We start from the raw sequence: 15496 nt of genomic DNA, 5'->3' as shown, positions 1-15496 counted from the left end.
TTTAAAATAAAACTGTGATATCTGCTATTTATCTAACAGATATCACAGTTTTTTTCTCAGATTTAAAAAAATGCTTTCTTTAGTTTTTGGAAAAATTTTGCTATAATTACTTGGTTAGGAGTGACGTCGTGAAAAAATCAAACTATCAATGGCAGTTACAGACAAAGACAGAATTACCTGTAGAATTTATAGAACAATTAAAAAAAGAACAAATTAATCCATTAATTGGCCAACTTTTATGGCACCGCAATATCCGGACAGAAGAAGCATTACGTAAGTTTCTACATCCGACTATCGAAGATATTTATGATCCGTTCTTAATGCATGATATGGAGAAAGCGGTAGCCCGCATCCAGCAAGCCGTCGAAGCGGGTGAACAAATCCTTGTCTATGGGGATTATGATGCAGATGGTATCACTAGTACCACGGTTATGAAAGAAGCAATCGAATTAGTCGGTGGCATGGTTCAGTACTTTCTACCGAATCGTTTTGTTCATGGATATGGACCTAATAAAGACGTATTTGCTGAACAAATTGAACAAGGAGTCCAATTAATTGTAACCGTTGATAATGGTGTAGCCGGACATGAAGCAATTAACTACGCTATGGCACAAGGAGTAGATGTAATCGTTACTGACCATCATGAATTGCCTGAACAATTACCAGAAGCCTTTGCGATTGTCCACCCTAGACATCCGCAAGGTGACTATCCTTTTGGAGATTTAGCTGGTGTTGGCGTGGCTTTCAAAGTCGCTACTGCGTTACTTGGTGAATTGCCAATTGAGTTATTAGATTTGGTAGCAATTGGGACAATTGCTGACTTGGTTTCATTAACCGATGAAAATAGAACGTTTGTCAAAATGGGCCTGCAAATGATTCAAACTGGTGATCGAATTGGTTTAGACGTTTTACTACAAGAAGCGGGTGTGAAAAAGGAAGCTGTTTCAGAAGAATCAATTGGCTTTACCATCGGACCCCGTTTAAATGCGTTAGGTCGATTAGGGGAAGCCGCACCAGGTGTTGAATTGATGACTACATTTGATGAAGAGCAAGCACTGGAAATCGCTAAATATATCGATCAACAAAACAATGAACGAAAAGACATTGTAACGACGATTGCTAAAGAAGCGCTGGATTTAATCGATCCGAATGCGCCGGTCCACATTTTAGCGAAACAAGGCTGGCATGAAGGCGTCTTAGGGATTGTCGCGGGCCGTATTATGCAAGAAACGGGGAAACCAACCATTATTTTAGCAATAGATGAATCTGGTACGACCGCTAAAGGCTCTGGACGTAGCATTAGCGCATTGAATCTCTATGAGGCGTTGAACGAAGTGCGTGAGCAATTCACTCATTTTGGTGGGCATCATATGGCAGCGGGAATGACTTTACCTGTTGAAAATATTCCTTTTGTTCAAGAACATTTGGCACACTTTATTGAAAAAAATCAAATTGATATGGCTAATGGACAAGAGTTGCTCATTAGTGAGAGCTTAGCGGTTTCGCAGGCAACGACTACTTTTATTGATCAATTGCGTATTTTGGCGCCTTTTGGGACTGATAATACTGTGCCAACTTTTGTATTTAAGGAAATCACGCCTACGCAAATTCGGCAAATTGGTGCAGATAATGCACATCTGAAATTTCAAATGAATCAAGAAGGGGCACAATTGGATGCAATTGCTTTTCAAATGGGGCCTCAAGCGGATGAACTAGCACAAGGAACCGCCGATGTGGCAGGCCAACTTTCCATCAATGAATGGAATGGTCGTAAGAAACCACAATTAATGGTGACTGATTTTGCTGTATCGGGAAGACAATTATTTGATTTTCGTGGCAAAAATAATCAAACGAAACCAATTCCTTCAGAAGCAACAGCTTATCTTTTGTTTGATGAAAAAAATCAAAAATTCATTTCAGATCCAACCGCTAATATTATTGTTTGGTCAAACCAAGAAGAATTGGTGGAAGCTGTTTCTCAAAATCAAATCGAACAACTGGTTTTTGTCGACTGTCCTGTGGAAGCAATCACGGTTAAAGAAATTGTTGAAGCGACTGAGGTACAACGTATATACATGATGTTTATTTCACCAGAAGAAGCTTATTTAAACGGTATGGCTTCACGTGAACAATTTGCAACATTGTATAAATTTATTTTGCAGCAAAAAGAAGTAAATCTACGTTCCCAGCTATCGAAGGTGGCAAATTACTTAAATATCCAAGAAAAATTATTAATTTTCATGATACAGGTGTTTTTTGACTTAGGATTTGTTACAATAGAAAGCGGTGTTTTAAACAGTATTGAGAAACCCGACAATCGACCATTGACTGAAAGTCAAGTGTACCAACAACGATTGAAAAAAATAAAAACAGAAGAATTTCTACTTTACAGTGATTGTCAAACAATACAACAATGGCTGTGGAATGAGGAGGACAAATAAAAATGGATTTAAGAGATTACATTGCAAGCATTCCAGATTATCCTGAGAAAGGGATCGTGTTCCGTGACATTTCTCCATTAATGGCTAATGGGGATGCATACCGTGAAGCAACGAAACAAATCGTGGATTACGCGAAAGAAAAAAGAATTGATATGGTTGTAGGACCGGAAGCTCGTGGCTTTATTGTTGGCTGTCCAGTGGCTTATGAATTAGGGGTTGGCTTTGCTCCGGTTCGTAAAAAAGGAAAACTTCCTCGTGAAACCATCGAAGTGACTTATGACTTAGAATATGGTTCAGATACATTGACGTTGCACAAAGATGCCATCACACCAGGTCAACGTGTTTTGATTTGTGATGACTTGTTAGCAACTGGTGGTACAATTAAAGCAACCATCGAATTAGTCGAACAATTAGGTGGTATTGTGGTTGGTTGTGCGTTCCTAATTGAATTAATGGATTTACATGGCCGCGATAAAATTGATGGCTACGATATTGTTACCTTAATGGAATACTAATCTAATTTAATTAGAAAGAGCGAAGGATTTAATCCTTCGCTCTTTCTTTGACATATTTATAAAAACGGAGCGTAGCTTGGGGGGAACACACCGTTTTATTATTTATTAAGGGAACTTACGATAAACGTATCTTGCTTGCTGTTGTTTACGTGTACGTGTATAACGCTTCTCATCCCATGACATAAACCAAAGAATAAATAACGGCGTCACGATCATAAAAGCAAGACGTAATCCTAATGTTCCCAAAAAAATACCTATAACCAATACAAAAAATAAAAATCCAACACGACGAATTGCTTCCATGTGTATCACCTCTTCATTTGATTCGAACGAGTGTTCGTATTGTTATTATACGAATGTATGTTCGTTTTGTAAAGTCTTTTCTACTAATTTATGTTAAAATAATTCGAAAAGAAGAATAATCCTTTATAATAAAGAGATTTAGGGCAATAAAAGAACACGATGCTTTGAGCATCGTGTTCTTATTGTGCTGTGGTTACGTATAAAAGAGAACAGAAAAATACATGAGGATCGCTGCAAGCATGACGAACAAATGCCAAACTACATGCATAAACCGCACATTTTTCAATGAATAGAAGGCTGCACCTAATGTGTAAGACACGCCTCCTGCGACCAATAACGCTGTTCCTGTAAATCCAAGAGATTCATATAACGGACGAGCAGCGATGATACAGAGCCAACCTAAAACAATATAAATAATCGTTGAAATGTTTTTCACTGTTTCTTGTTTATGCAACGTGAGGGATTTATAGACAATACCGACGATGGCGATTAACCAGACTAAACTAAATAAGGTCCAACCTAACCAACCGCCAATACTAATTAAGCAAAAAGGCGTATAGCTGCCAGCAATCAATAAGAAAATAGAACTATGATCGAAGACCTGAAAGACCTTTTTGGCTCTTGTAAAAATTAAACTATGAAATAACGTTGAAGATAAAAAAAGTAGAATCAACATGGAGCCATAAATAGCATAAGATACCACGTGAATTGGTGAACCTAAACGAGCTCCTTTAACAAGTAAAATGACTAAGCCAGCAATACTTAAACCTGCGCCTATGCCATGTGTAACTGCATTTAAGACTTCGTTCACGATTAGGTATTTTTTTGAGAAATGCGTTTTTTCCAATAAATTCACTTCCTTTATTTTAATTTGATGAAAAATTCGGCAGTGTCTGTTATACTATAACTAGATAATTAACCGTTTAATGGTATTCTACCATGAAAACAGGTTCCTTTTAAAGAAAGAGTGATAAATTTATGACAAACGTTAAAATCGTAACGGATTCTTCATGTACGATGGAAAAAAGTCTTAGAGATGAATTAAATATCCATATGATGCCTTTATCAATTATGGTTGATGGCGTTGTTTATCCAGATGATGATCATTTGCCAGGCGAAAAATTTATGGACATGATGGCTAATGCGAAGGCCTTACCCAAAACCAGTCAACCACCAATTGGTGAATTTGTAGAATTATATGATCGCTTAGGTGAAGATGGCAGTGAAGTAATTTCGATTCACATGACAAAAGGCTTAAGTGGAACGGTTGAAGCGGCCCGTCAAGCTAGCAACTTATCATCAAGTAAAGTAACGGTGATTGATAGCGATTTTACAGACCAAGGTTTGTCTTTCCAAGTCATTCAAGCAGCAAAATTGGCACAAGCGGGAGCGGGTGTTCCAGAAATTTTAGCTGAAATTGAACGCGTCAAACAAAATACTAAATTATACATTGGCATTTCAACATTAGATAATTTGGTTAAAGGTGGACGAATCAGCCGTACAACAGGATTATTATCAAACATTTTTAATATGAAAGTTGTCATGGACTTTGAAAATACGGAATTGATTCCTGTAGCGAAAGGCCGAGGCGTTAAAACGTTTAATAAATGGTTTGACGAATTGAAATCAGAATTAAGTAAGATTCCAAATGTTCGACAAATTGGCATTTCTCATGCGGATGGGCTAGAACTAGCAAATGGATTCAAAGAAGGATTACAAGCAATCTTTAAAGACATGGATATTCCCGTATTACATACGAATCCAGTCATTGCAACACATACAGGAAAAAATGCCTTTGCTATTATGTACTATACAGACTAAGAAATAACGAGGTTGGGTCTCACTCTTAAATGAGTAGACGCAACCTCTTTCTAACAAGAAAAGGAAAATTTCTTGTTAGTTTATTTAAAAGGAAGTGACGAAGATGAAAAAACAAACACAGCATATTTTGCTGACCGTCTTAACACCTATCCTCATTGCGCTAGGTGTTTTTACATTGTTAAGTGTGGCCATCCCCAAAGCAAAACCACTATTAAAGCAAGAGAAAGTGACCACAACTGCTCAAAAAAATCAAAAAGAAGTCATTCATTATACAGCAATCGGTGATTCTTTAACTGAAGGAATTGGGGATTTGACGAATAGTGGAGGCTTTGTTCCTATTGTGGCAGATGATTTAAAAGAACACTACAACTTGAACGGTGTTCAAACAGACAATTTTGGGAAAAATGGGGATCGTAGTGATCAAATTTTAAAACGAATCAAAGAGAAACCTGAAATTCAAAAGGGCCTTGCCTCTGCGGACGTGATTACGCTAACGGTTGGCGGAAATGACTTAATGAAAGTAATTAGTAGTAATATTTTCGACTTGAAAGTCAGCTCGTTCAATCGTCCACAAAAAGCCTATCAACGCCGAGTAAGACGACTACTTGAAGAAATCCGAGAGTACAACGAGAAGGCCCCTATTTATGTCTTAGGAATTTACAATCCCTTCTACTTAAACTTTTCCGAAATTACAGAAATGCAAGAAATCGTTGATAGCTGGAATCAAGCAACCGAAGAAATGGTTCAAGAGCAAAAACGAGCCTATTTCATTCCTATCAATGATTTACTCTATAAAGGTCGTGGCGATGAAGTTGGCGTAACTGGTGGCGACTCAGAAACTACAGGAAGTAGTGCTAGCAAAGAGGATTTAAACAATTTGTTATATGAAGAAGATCGCTTCCATCCAAATAATCTTGGCTACCAAATTATGGCCGGAGCTGTCCGGGATGAAATGGTCAAGACAGAGAAAGAATGGATAACAAAATCAGAAGGTAGTGAATAAAATGAATGAAGAAAAGCCAAAAACAAGTAAATCAATTAAAAAGACACAACCAACCAATCCTAAACGAAATCCCTGGAAAATCGCTTTTCTTGTTCTAGTGGGTTTAGTCATTGGTAGTGTAGCTTTCGTGACATTTCGAGCAACACAAGTTCGCGAACCAGATTTAAAGAAAATACCAGCAATTGTTGAAAAAGAAGGCGAGCCAGTCGTCACCATTCAGTCAAAAAAACAACAAGTGAACAAACTGATTGACTTTTATTTAGCCGACTTTCAAAAAGGTTCGGAGATCAAATATAAATTTTATTTAGAAAATGATGCTTTATTAAATGGAACATTTCAGGTGTTGGGGCATGACATTCCTTTTTACTTATATTTTGATCCTTACGTGATGGCGAATGGTAATGTACAATTAAAAGCAAAAAGTTTATCTATAGGAACGTTAGGCTTGCCAATTAAAGAAGTATTGAAATTTGCTAAACGTTCTTACAAACTACCTAAATGGGTTGAAATCAATCCAGATGATCAAACTGTTTTATTACGTTTAGATCAGTTTAGAATGCAAAATGGTCTATTTGTTCGAGCAGAAAAGATTAATTTAGTTGACGATGACATTCGGATGAATATATACTTGCCAAAAGAGAAATAAAAAAGGAGTGTTAGAGATGGAAGAAAAAGCAATTTTTGCAGGCGGTTGTTTCTGGTGTATGGTGCAGCCTTTTGATACACAACCAGGGATTATCTCAGTTGTTTCGGGTTATACAGGTGGGCATGTGCCTAATCCAACATATGAACAGGTTCTAACACACACAACAGGCCATACGGAAGCAGTAGAAATCACTTTTGATCCAGCGATTATTTCTTACGAACAATTAGTGGATATTTATTGGCAACAAACGGATCCTACTGATGCTTTCGGTCAGTTTCAAGACCGCGGCGATAATTATCGGCCAGTTATTTTTTATCGTTCTCAAGAACAAAAAGAAATTGCTGAGAAAAGTAAAGAACGTCTAGCTAATAGCGGTCGTTTTACAGAACCAATTGTTACTACCATCGAACCAGCAGCACCATTTTATCCTGGTGAAGAATACCATCAAGACTTTTATAAAAAAGACGCTTTGCGTTATGGATTGTCCCATCAACGTAGAAGTGAATTTATCGAAGAAAAATGGAGTGATTAATTTACATGAGACGAAGCTTTTACCATTACTTAATGACATTAAAAGGTCCGGCTAAAGATCCTGAAACTGATTTTGCCAATGAAGCGGCCAAAGATATTCAGTTTCCAAAACAAACCGAGGATTATCATGAACTTTCTTCTTATTTAGAAATGAATGCTGACTATTTAAGCAACATGGACATCTTTGATGAGTTATGGGAAAAGTACCTTGAAAACAATAAATAAATCCAGAGGAAAAGCAAACAAAGCTTTTCCTCTTTTTTCATTCATGTTATAGTAAACAAAAGTAGTGACGAATTTGTTAGAAATGAGATGAAATCTATGAAGAACAAACGAACTGTTCCTTTTTATCAATATATTATTTCGCTCCTCTGTGTCGCATTTTTAGCTGGAGGAAGTAGTTATATTTATTTTGATCATCGTGTTAAAAAGATGAGTCAAGAAGGGGCAATTACCAATGCTGATTTAAGCAAAGTGCAGGATTTATATAATGAAATTAGTACCAATTATGTAGGTGAAGTAGATAAAAATGAATTAGTTGAAGGCGCCTTAAAAGGCATGTCTGAAGCCATTGGAGACCCATACTCAACTTATCTAAATGAATCTGCTGCCAATGATTTAAACGAAAGCTTATCTGGTGATTTTGAAGGAATTGGTGCCACTATGACAATGAAAGATGGCGAACCAGTTGTAGCAGAGGCCCCTGTAGCAGATTCCCCAGCTGAAAAAGCGGGAATCAAAGAAGGCGATATTATTGAAAAAGTTGATGGTACAGCTACAAAAGGGATGAAACTAGCAGAAGTCGTCTCAAAAGTCCGAGGTAAAAAAGGAACTTCCGTTGAATTGACTATCCAAAGAGAGGGAGAAACTAAAAATATCTTAATCAAACGTGGGAAAATTCCCGTTAAAACAGTGACAGGTGAGTTAGACAAAAAAGATGCACAAATTGGCTCGATTAAAATTACGTCCTTTGGTAAAAAAACATATCAAGAATTGAAAGAAACAATCACGAATTTACGTGACAAAGGAGCTAAATCCTTTGTAATTGATGTACGCCAAAATCCTGGTGGACTGCTAGATCAAGCAGAGCGAATGGCCAGTATGTTTTTAAAAAATGGCGAAACAATTGTTCAATTTGAAGACAAAAAAGGTCGTACGATGAAAGAAGTTGCTTCCAAAGAATTAGACGACGGCTTTAAAGTAAAAGAACCTGTTGCAGTTATCATTGATGGCAATAGTGCCAGTGCATCCGAAATTTTTGCTGCAGCACTGCATGAATCTGCGAATGTCCCATTAATTGGAACGAAAACATTTGGCAAAGGAACGGTCCAAACGGTGAAGGATTTAAATGACCAAACCGAAATAAAATTGACTGTTTTAAAATGGTTAACACCAAAAGGCGAATGGATCAACGAAAAAGGAATTGAACCAACCATCAAAGCTGATTACCCCGAGTATGCCTATTTAAAATTGATTCCTCGCGATAAAACGCTAAAAGAAGGAGATCAATCTGAAGATATTCAGAACTTAAATGCTATTTTAGCTGTATTAGCGTATCCTGTTGATGAAAACAATGCAAACTACACCGCAGAAACAAAAGCAGCGGTTAGCGATCTTCAACAGAAAAATGGCTTGCCTGTAACTGGAGAAATCGACAATGAAACAGCCACAAAAATTGAAGCCACTTTAGGTAAATTAATTCTTGAAAATGACGCTGCCTACGATAAAGCAGTCAAAGAAATTCAAAAAAACTAGAAAAAAGGTGGCACGAAGTTGAAGAAGAAACGTGATTATGTTGGGTATTTAATGTACTTTCTGAAAATTTTAGTACCAGCAATCGTAGCCGTTTTTATTTTAAGAGGATTTTTCCTGATTCCTGTTCGGGTGGATGGCCATTCCATGCAAAAAACCTTGAATCAAGGAGATATGATTGTGATGGAAAAATTCTCCGCAATTAAACGGTTTGATGTGGTGGTCTTTAAAACAGACACAGGATCGATTCTGATTAAACGTGTGATTGGTTTACCAGGAGAAGCTGTGCGTTACGAAAACGATCAATTATATGTCAATAATCAGCCAATCGCTGAACCGTATTTAACTAAAAACAGAAAAAAAGATCATGAAACGATGCCTTACACTACGAATTTTGATTCAAAAGAATTGTTAATGCAAGAAAAATTACCTAAAGATAGCTATTTTGTGCTTGGTGATAATCGCCGTATGTCCAAAGACAGCCGTTCTTTTGGTGCAATACATGCAGATCAAATCTTAGGGAAAGCACAATTTGTTTATTACCCACTCACTCATATGAAGATCATTCCTAAATAAGTAAGACCACTAGTTCGTTTATTTAAATAACGACTAGTGGTCTTTTCTAATCTGAAAAATTGTTCTCTTAGCTGAAAAATGTTAAGGTTAAAGTAATGATAGATGTAGGAGGTCATGCAAATGATTAGAAAAACTATTTTAGCAAGTTCTATCTTAGGTGTTGGATTACTGATTGGTGCATGTGGAAACCAAACCCAAACCCAAATGAATTCAACTAATACCAGTGAATCATCACAGCCTAAAGTAACCGAATCAAGTCGCAAGTCATCTGAAAGTGCGTCTAATAACGAAGGTGTATCAAGCGATTCTAATAAACCCACAAGTTCCACTACAGAATCAGAAATCTTAAAAGGTCTGGCGGAAGAAAAAACGCTAAAAGAAAAAATTCCGTCCTTGAATCAAACAACGATTAAGCAAGTCACTGATAATGAGTATAAACGCATTCTTGTGATGGAAGAAAAGGCTACAGGAACAACCTATAAAAGTATTTTGATCAAAAAACAAAATCGCTTAAAAATTGTCAACGAAACAACCGATGAATTGTTACACAATGGAACCCTATAAGAACGAAACCATTCAATAAACTCAAAAGTATAGCCATTGTTTTCAAAGAAAAATTTCTTTGGAAACAATGGTTTTTTTGTTGACAAAAGAATTTCTAAGATATATAGTTAGTTACATAAGTAGTTAACCGTTTAAGCGAGGTGTAAAAATGGAATTTAATTTTTCGGGGGAAAAGCCTTTATTTCAGCAAGTAGCCGATCAGATTGCCGAAGGAATTTTTAATGGCGCTTACTTAGAAGGCGAACAAATTCCCTCAACCACAGAAATATCAAAAAGTTACCAAATCAATCCAGCCACCGTTTTAAAAGGAATGAATTTATTAGTAGAACGACAGTTGATTGAAAAGAAACGGGGGATTGGCATGTTTGTCTTACCAGGCGCTCAAGAGAGAGTAAGAAGTGCACGGAAAGAAGAATTTTTAAATAAAGAAGTCTTAGAAGTTGTCGCAGAAGCTAAAAAATTAGGGATTACAGCTGAACAATTAAAACAACTAATTGAAAGAGGGTATGACGCATGAGTTTGCGGGTGGAATCAGTAAGCAAAAAATATCATCAAAAAAAAGCACTAGATAATATTTCAATTACTTTTGAAAAAGAAACGATTTATGGGCTCTTAGGCAGAAACGGGGCTGGTAAAAGTACGTTATTAAATATCATAAATAATCGAAGTTTTGCCACTTCAGGTTCCGTTAAATTGGCGGGAGAAACAGTGACCGATAATGAGGCTGCTTTGACTCATATTTACTTAATGAGTGAAGATAATTTGTTTCCTCCTCAGTTAAAAATTAAAGATATTTTTAAAACGACTGAAGGTTTTTATGGATCCTTTGACTGGTCTTTGGCCGAACAAATGTTAAGCGATTTTGGTTTAGATAGTAAAAAGACATTCAAAAAATTATCAACTGGTTATCGGAGTATTGCTAAACTAATAGTGGCGCTATCCGTCCCCTGTGAGTATATTTTTTTAGATGAGCCAGTCTTAGGTTTAGACGCCAATCATCGGGAATTATTTTATACTTATTTAATTGAGACATACCAAGAACGTCCCCGTACGTTTGTGATTTCCACCCATTTGATTGAAGAAATTGCGAATTTATTAGAAGATATTATCATCATTGATCAAGGAAAATTGATTCGCGCAGAATCTATTGAAACAATTTTGAAAAACGGTCGCATTGTTTCTGGGCCGAAAGAACAAGTAGAGCGCTATACTCAGTCATTGGAAATCTTAGGCATGGACACTTTAGGTGGAGCAGTTACGGCTTACGTGTACGGCGACTTGCCGACTGAAAAAGCAGAGGTTCAAATTGCGCCGCTAAATTTACAAACATATTTTGTACAATTAACCAATAGAAAGAAGGAAAAGTAAAATGAAATTTAAAACAGCTTTGCAGTATCGTGTTATTTATCAAGTCCGTTCCTTAGCAATTTATTTTGGCTTTTATGCTTTGTTCGGCATTCTTTTTCCTCTTATTGGGTTGCTCTTTTCTAACGACGTGAATACTGTCAGCTCTGATGCAGTAATTCCTTGTCTGGTTTTTATGGGGATACTATCATTTTTAGGGGTAAACACAGATTTTAAACTGTTTATTCAAAACGGGCTTTCCCGCTGGACGATTTTTTTGGTGAATTTTGTAAGTAATGCTATTTTATCTTTGGTTGGATCCTTGGCTGTACTTGTACTGATTAAAGTATTTAGCGGCAATTTCATTTCTCATTTTCAATTATCAATGAAATTAATTGATGTCTATGCGCAAGGAAACTTTTTCATGTCGTGGTTGCTCTTTTTTATCTTACTAATGCTTAGTGGCTCACTTGGCTTGTTAGCAGGTGTCTTTAATGATCGGATAGATGGCGTAAAAAAACTCATTGTTTTATTGCTGTTATTAATGATTCCTATTTTACTGGGCACGATTGCACAATTAGGGGGGGCACCAATGCGCCTGAGAATGCTCCATGTCTTGCAAACAATGGTTGGTTATCAATCCACTGGTTTTACTGTCCTGCCACTTCTTCTGACAATCAGTTGCTTTGTTGGTATTAATCTTGGCTTGGCCTATTTATTGAATAAACATCGTGAAATTAAACGCGTAAATGCATAACTAATTAAATTAAAACAGATTGAGATTAATAATAAATACACTTTCTCTCAATTTAACTAAAGCATATTCTTATATAAAAAGAAGGCAATAGGCGTATACTAAAAGTGTGAAAAATGAAACAAATGAGAGGAAGTTGGTTTATGAAAGCTGTTGTGATTAATCAGTACGGAAGTAAAGAGGTACTTGAAGAAGCAGAAGTAACACTGCCAGAATTATCGGAACATCAAGTGTTGGTAAAAGAATACGCGACATCAATTAATCCGATTGATTGGAAATTGCGTGAAGGATATTTAAAACAGATGTTTGATTGGTCCTTTCCGATTATTCTTGGTTGGGATGTCGCTGGTGTGATTACAGAGGTGGGGAGTCAAGTAACGGATTGGCAAGTTGGCGATAAAGTTTTTGCTCGTCCTGAAACTACTCGTTTTGGTACCTATGCAGAAGTAACGATTGTGGATGATCATTTATTAGCAAAAATCCCTGAAACAATTAGCTTTGAAGAAGCTGCTGCCGTTCCGTTGGCTGGTTTAACCGCTTGGCAAGCATTGTTTGATCATGGTCACCTTAAAGAAGGAGAAACTGTTTTAATTCATGCTGGTGCAGGTGGGGTCGGTACTTATGCGATTCAACTAGCAAAAGAAGCGGGCGCACATGTCATCACGACCGCTAGCGCAAAAAATCATGCCTTACTGAAAAAAATTGGTGCAGATGAAGTGATTGATTATCATACAACGAATTTTGCAGAGGTATTAACTGATGTTGATTTGGTTTTTGATACAATGGGTGGTGAGGTTCAAAAAAATAGTTTTGACGTCTTAAAACCAAACACAGGTCGTCTTGTTTCAATTGTGGGCATTGAAGATAAACAATTGGCAGCCGAAAAAAATATTTCTGCTGAAAGTATTTGGCTTCAACCAAATGGAGAACAATTACAAAAAATTGCTGATTTGATGGCAGCTGGAAAAGTTAAATCAATTATTGGTGAAGTTTTCCCTTTTTCTAGACAAGGGATTTATGATGCACATGCACTCAGTGAAACGCACCATGCAGTTGGTAAAATAGTTGTTCAAATGGCAGAATAAAAAGAAGCTCAGACAGTGAATTATCTTAAAATAGAAAAAGTGGGTCCTAAGTCATTTCGACTTAGGACCCACTTTTTTGTTAAGAGGACAGATGTGCCAACCAAGTTTGTGTTTCCTTAATTTCTTGATAGGTTAATTGATGACTTTGTGTCCAAACCTCTTGTACGGTTGCTCCATGATTCTGAAATAATTGAATCACACGCATACTCTCAGGAAGTGGGACAATCGGGTCATGCTCTCCTAGAGATAATAAAACAGAGGTGTCGGTCAAGTCTGGTTGATTGGTCAATTCAACAGGAAACATGGGATGATAGAGGACAGCTTGATGGTAACTATCGGGATGAGTAAGCAATAATTGAATAGCGATATTGGCCCCATTTGAATAGCCAATAAAAATAATTTTATCCAATGAAAATTGATGCTCGTTAGCGGCTTGTTGAATAAACTTATGAAGCGCCTCGCCGCGTTTTTCTAGATCTTCTAAGTCATAATGACCTTCCGCTAGGCGCTTAAAATAACGATTCATTCCATTTTCTGAAACATCACCACGAATACTTAGCACAGTAGCTTGTTTATTTAGTTCTTGAGCAATTGGCAGGAGAGATGTTTCATCACCACCTGTACCGTGAAGTAGCACAAAGACAGGTGCTTCAGGATGTCCTTTTTTAAAAATTGAATGCATGTTTTTTCCTCCTTAGGCTCGTTTTGTATTGAAAGGCTTGATCACGCTCTCAATATATTCACGACGGTTTTCTAAAAATGGCGCAAGAGATAACTTTTCTCCTAATGTTTCGTAAGGTTCATCCCCCATAAATCCTGGTTCATCGGTGGCTAATTCGACTAAAATATGCCCAATGCGAACATACAATGATTCAAAATAATAACGATCGACATAGCCAGAGTTTTGTAAGCCTAAATGATCAAAGAGCGCTTGCCAAGTCCCAAGTGATTTACGATCCGCTAGGCGGAATGCAACGTGATGTACTTCACCATATCCTTGTTGCGCTTGTGAGCTAGTATCATCGTCTACCAAAACGACTTGGGCACCATTGCCACCTTGGCCAACTTCTAGTAAATAGCGATTGCCTTCTTGTGCCACTAGGTGAAAGCCTAGAATTTCTTCAAAGACTTCTTTGAATTCATGAAAATAGGAAATAGCTATTTCGACAGGTCCTAAGCCATAAATCGCAAATTCTGTTGGAACAGGTCCTTTTTTCCAAGGGGTGCCCGCTGCAACGCCCTGATTTAATTCATCAGAGATTAATTGATACGCTTGATCATCAAAATCCCAGAAGCGAAGGACTTTTTTGCCAAATTCTTCAGAAATACCTGTGTGTTTGACCGCAAATTTATTAAAGCGATTTTCATAATAAGTCAAAGCTGCATCTGAAGGAACCCGGAACCCTGTTCTTGAAATTGTATTGGTTCCTTTTAATCCTTTAGGGTTATTGGGAAAATCGAAAAAGGTCATGGTTGTACCTGGTGTACCCAAATCATCAGCAAAATAGGTATGGTAAGTATAGATATCATCTTGATTCACTGTTTTTTTGACTAAACGCATCCCTAAAACGTCTGTAAAGAAGTGATAGTTTTTTTCTGCATCACTTGTCATAGCTGTAACGTGGTGGATTCCTAATAATTGATCTTCTTTTTTCATCATTATTTCCTCATTTCGTTTCATTTGTTATTTTTCGTAAAGTTTTTTGAAGAAGTGTTAATTCTTCGGAAGAGAGTTGTTCAAATGCTTCTGCAATTCGCTTTGCATGCGTCGGGAAAATTTCTTCAATTAATGTTTTTCCAGCTTCTGTTAATTCGACGTAAGTAATGCGTCGGTCTTTTTCACTGGGGGTGCGCGTTACATAGCCTTTTTTATGTAATTGGTCAATAACATAAGTGGTGCTACTGCTAGCAATTAAAATTTTCTCCTTAATTTTTTGGATGGTCTGAGGACCTTTATGGAGTAACAGCTCTAATACTGAAAATTCTGTAATGTTTAAGTCATAACAAGTAACATCTTGCTTGGCAAGTTGCTCTAGTTGATGGCTGGTTCTTAATAAACCGATATAGGCTTTTAAAGCTTCTTGCTGTTGGCTCATTGTTTCACCTCTTTTTATTTCGAATTCGAGATAAATATAACTTACTTTTGGTAAGTAATCAATTA

General features: G+C 36.9%; 19 protein-coding genes. 14 read left to right on the top strand and 5 right to left on the bottom strand.

Annotated features, from left to right (window positions below; all coding sequences use genetic code 11):
• Positions 1 to 128: 128 nt before the first annotated feature.
• A complete protein-coding gene (gene recJ / locus IGJ24_RS06830; RefSeq protein WP_289865531.1) occupies positions 129 to 2441 on the top strand; it encodes a single-stranded-DNA-specific exonuclease RecJ in 2313 nt (770 codons plus the stop codon).
• A 2-nt stretch (positions 2442 to 2443) separates the two neighbouring features.
• Positions 2444 to 2956: an adenine phosphoribosyltransferase gene (locus IGJ24_RS06825; RefSeq protein ID WP_002357441.1), complete on the top strand. Its 513-nt coding sequence runs from the start codon at positions 2444 to 2446 to the stop codon at positions 2954 to 2956.
• 105 nt (positions 2957 to 3061) lie between these two features.
• On the opposite strand, the gene IGJ24_RS06820 is transcribed toward IGJ24_RS06825, so the two are convergent.
• Both IGJ24_RS06820 and trhA read right to left on the bottom strand, forming a co-directional pair.
• Positions 3062 to 3259: a hypothetical protein gene (locus IGJ24_RS06820; RefSeq protein WP_002360203.1), complete on the bottom strand. Its 198-nt coding sequence runs from the start codon at positions 3257 to 3259 to the stop codon at positions 3062 to 3064.
• A 193-nt stretch (positions 3260 to 3452) separates the two neighbouring features.
• Entirely contained in the window at positions 3453 to 4106 is a 654-nt protein-coding gene (gene trhA, locus IGJ24_RS06815; protein WP_002357443.1) for a PAQR family membrane homeostasis protein TrhA, read from the bottom strand.
• 131 nt (positions 4107 to 4237) lie between these two features.
• Here trhA and IGJ24_RS06810 point away from each other — a divergent pair, with 131 nt between their 5' ends.
• From IGJ24_RS06810 to IGJ24_RS06755, 12 genes are all read left to right on the top strand, one after another.
• A complete protein-coding gene (locus IGJ24_RS06810; protein ID WP_002357444.1) occupies positions 4238 to 5080 on the top strand; it encodes a DegV family protein in 843 nt (280 codons plus the stop codon).
• Positions 5081 to 5183: 103 nt separating this feature from the next.
• Positions 5184 to 6083, top strand: a complete 900-nt coding sequence (locus tag IGJ24_RS06805) for an SGNH/GDSL hydrolase family protein (protein WP_289865532.1) — start codon at positions 5184 to 5186, stop codon at positions 6081 to 6083.
• Positions 6076 to 6729: a YpmS family protein gene (locus tag IGJ24_RS06800; protein ID WP_002377303.1), complete on the top strand. Its 654-nt coding sequence runs from the start codon at positions 6076 to 6078 to the stop codon at positions 6727 to 6729. The genes IGJ24_RS06805 and IGJ24_RS06800 overlap by 8 nt, the downstream gene beginning before the upstream one ends.
• A 16-nt stretch (positions 6730 to 6745) precedes the next feature.
• The gene (msrA, locus tag IGJ24_RS06795) at positions 6746 to 7261 is read left to right on the top strand and encodes a peptide-methionine (S)-S-oxide reductase MsrA (RefSeq protein WP_289865533.1); all 516 of its coding nucleotides are present in this window, start codon (positions 6746 to 6748) and stop codon (positions 7259 to 7261) included.
• A 5-nt stretch (positions 7262 to 7266) separates the two neighbouring features.
• Entirely contained in the window at positions 7267 to 7485 is a 219-nt protein-coding gene (locus tag IGJ24_RS06790; RefSeq protein ID WP_002357449.1) for a YozE family protein, read from the top strand.
• Positions 7486 to 7572: 87 nt separating this feature from the next.
• Positions 7573 to 9015: a S41 family peptidase gene (locus IGJ24_RS06785; RefSeq protein WP_289865534.1), complete on the top strand. Its 1443-nt coding sequence runs from the start codon at positions 7573 to 7575 to the stop codon at positions 9013 to 9015.
• An 18-nt stretch (positions 9016 to 9033) separates the two neighbouring features.
• Positions 9034 to 9588 (top strand): signal peptidase I, encoded by a 555-nt coding sequence (gene lepB, locus IGJ24_RS06780; RefSeq protein WP_002382369.1) that lies wholly within the window; start codon positions 9034 to 9036, stop codon positions 9586 to 9588.
• A 114-nt stretch (positions 9589 to 9702) separates the two neighbouring features.
• Complete coding sequence (locus IGJ24_RS06775) at positions 9703 to 10152, top strand: hypothetical protein (RefSeq protein WP_165481972.1); 450 nt, start codon at positions 9703 to 9705, stop codon at positions 10150 to 10152.
• A gap of 148 nt (positions 10153 to 10300) precedes the next feature.
• Complete coding sequence (locus IGJ24_RS06770) at positions 10301 to 10669, top strand: GntR family transcriptional regulator (RefSeq protein WP_002357453.1); 369 nt, start codon at positions 10301 to 10303, stop codon at positions 10667 to 10669.
• Positions 10666 to 11520 (top strand): ATP-binding cassette domain-containing protein, encoded by an 855-nt coding sequence (locus IGJ24_RS06765; protein ID WP_002409464.1) that lies wholly within the window; start codon positions 10666 to 10668, stop codon positions 11518 to 11520. Before IGJ24_RS06770 ends, IGJ24_RS06765 begins: the two co-directional genes overlap by 4 nt.
• Position 11521: 1 nt before the next feature.
• Complete coding sequence (locus tag IGJ24_RS06760; RefSeq protein WP_002398322.1) at positions 11522 to 12253, top strand: hypothetical protein; 732 nt, start codon at positions 11522 to 11524, stop codon at positions 12251 to 12253.
• 113 nt (positions 12254 to 12366) lie between these two features.
• Entirely contained in the window at positions 12367 to 13335 is a 969-nt protein-coding gene (locus IGJ24_RS06755) for an NADP-dependent oxidoreductase (RefSeq protein WP_002398751.1), read from the top strand.
• A 79-nt stretch (positions 13336 to 13414) separates the two neighbouring features.
• Here IGJ24_RS06755 and IGJ24_RS06750 read toward each other — a convergent pair whose 3' ends face one another.
• From IGJ24_RS06750 to IGJ24_RS06740, 3 genes are read right to left on the bottom strand one after another with little or no spacing between them, the layout of a single operon-like run.
• Positions 13415 to 14017, bottom strand: a complete 603-nt coding sequence (locus IGJ24_RS06750; RefSeq protein WP_002361880.1) for an alpha/beta hydrolase — start codon at positions 14015 to 14017, stop codon at positions 13415 to 13417.
• A 12-nt stretch (positions 14018 to 14029) separates the two neighbouring features.
• The gene (locus tag IGJ24_RS06745; RefSeq protein WP_033594769.1) at positions 14030 to 14992 is read right to left on the bottom strand and encodes a ring-cleaving dioxygenase; all 963 of its coding nucleotides are present in this window, start codon (positions 14990 to 14992) and stop codon (positions 14030 to 14032) included.
• A 10-nt stretch (positions 14993 to 15002) separates the two neighbouring features.
• Positions 15003 to 15431 (bottom strand): MarR family winged helix-turn-helix transcriptional regulator, encoded by a 429-nt coding sequence (locus IGJ24_RS06740; RefSeq protein WP_033594768.1) that lies wholly within the window; start codon positions 15429 to 15431, stop codon positions 15003 to 15005.
• Positions 15432 to 15496: the final 65 nt, after the last annotated feature.

It is taken from the genome of Enterococcus sp. DIV0546, from assembly GCF_051712785.1.
Taxonomy (GTDB): Bacteria; Bacillota; Bacilli; order Lactobacillales; family Enterococcaceae; genus Enterococcus; species Enterococcus faecalis.
This window is presented reverse-complemented; position numbering and strand designations above follow the sequence as displayed.

Bases quoted from the DNA above. Each gene is read 5' to 3' on its own strand.
- IGJ24_RS06825 (WP_002357441.1), top strand. From the start codon at position 2,444: ATGGATTTAAGAGATTACATTGCAAGCATTCCAGATTATCCTGAGAAA.
- IGJ24_RS06820 (WP_002360203.1), bottom strand. From the start codon at position 3,259: ATGGAAGCAATTCGTCGTGTTGGATTTTTATTTTTTGTATTGGTTATA.
- IGJ24_RS06810 (WP_002357444.1), top strand. From the start codon at position 4,238: ATGACAAACGTTAAAATCGTAACGGATTCTTCATGTACGATGGAAAAA.
- IGJ24_RS06805 (WP_289865532.1), top strand. From the start codon at position 5,184: ATGAAAAAACAAACACAGCATATTTTGCTGACCGTCTTAACACCTATC.
- msrA (WP_289865533.1), top strand. From the start codon at position 6,746: ATGGAAGAAAAAGCAATTTTTGCAGGCGGTTGTTTCTGGTGTATGGTG.
- IGJ24_RS06790 (WP_002357449.1), top strand. From the start codon at position 7,267: ATGAGACGAAGCTTTTACCATTACTTAATGACATTAAAAGGTCCGGCT.
- IGJ24_RS06785 (WP_289865534.1), top strand. From the start codon at position 7,573: ATGAAATCTATGAAGAACAAACGAACTGTTCCTTTTTATCAATATATT.
- IGJ24_RS06775 (WP_165481972.1), top strand. From the start codon at position 9,703: ATGCAAATGATTAGAAAAACTATTTTAGCAAGTTCTATCTTAGGTGTT.
- IGJ24_RS06770 (WP_002357453.1), top strand. From the start codon at position 10,301: ATGGAATTTAATTTTTCGGGGGAAAAGCCTTTATTTCAGCAAGTAGCC.
- IGJ24_RS06765 (WP_002409464.1), top strand. From the start codon at position 10,666: ATGAGTTTGCGGGTGGAATCAGTAAGCAAAAAATATCATCAAAAAAAA.
- IGJ24_RS06760 (WP_002398322.1), top strand. From the start codon at position 11,522: ATGAAATTTAAAACAGCTTTGCAGTATCGTGTTATTTATCAAGTCCGT.
- IGJ24_RS06755 (WP_002398751.1), top strand. From the start codon at position 12,367: ATGAAACAAATGAGAGGAAGTTGGTTTATGAAAGCTGTTGTGATTAAT.
- IGJ24_RS06750 (WP_002361880.1), bottom strand. From the start codon at position 14,017: ATGCATTCAATTTTTAAAAAAGGACATCCTGAAGCACCTGTCTTTGTG.
- IGJ24_RS06745 (WP_033594769.1), bottom strand. From the start codon at position 14,992: ATGAAAAAAGAAGATCAATTATTAGGAATCCACCACGTTACAGCTATG.
- IGJ24_RS06740 (WP_033594768.1), bottom strand. From the start codon at position 15,431: ATGAGCCAACAGCAAGAAGCTTTAAAAGCCTATATCGGTTTATTAAGA.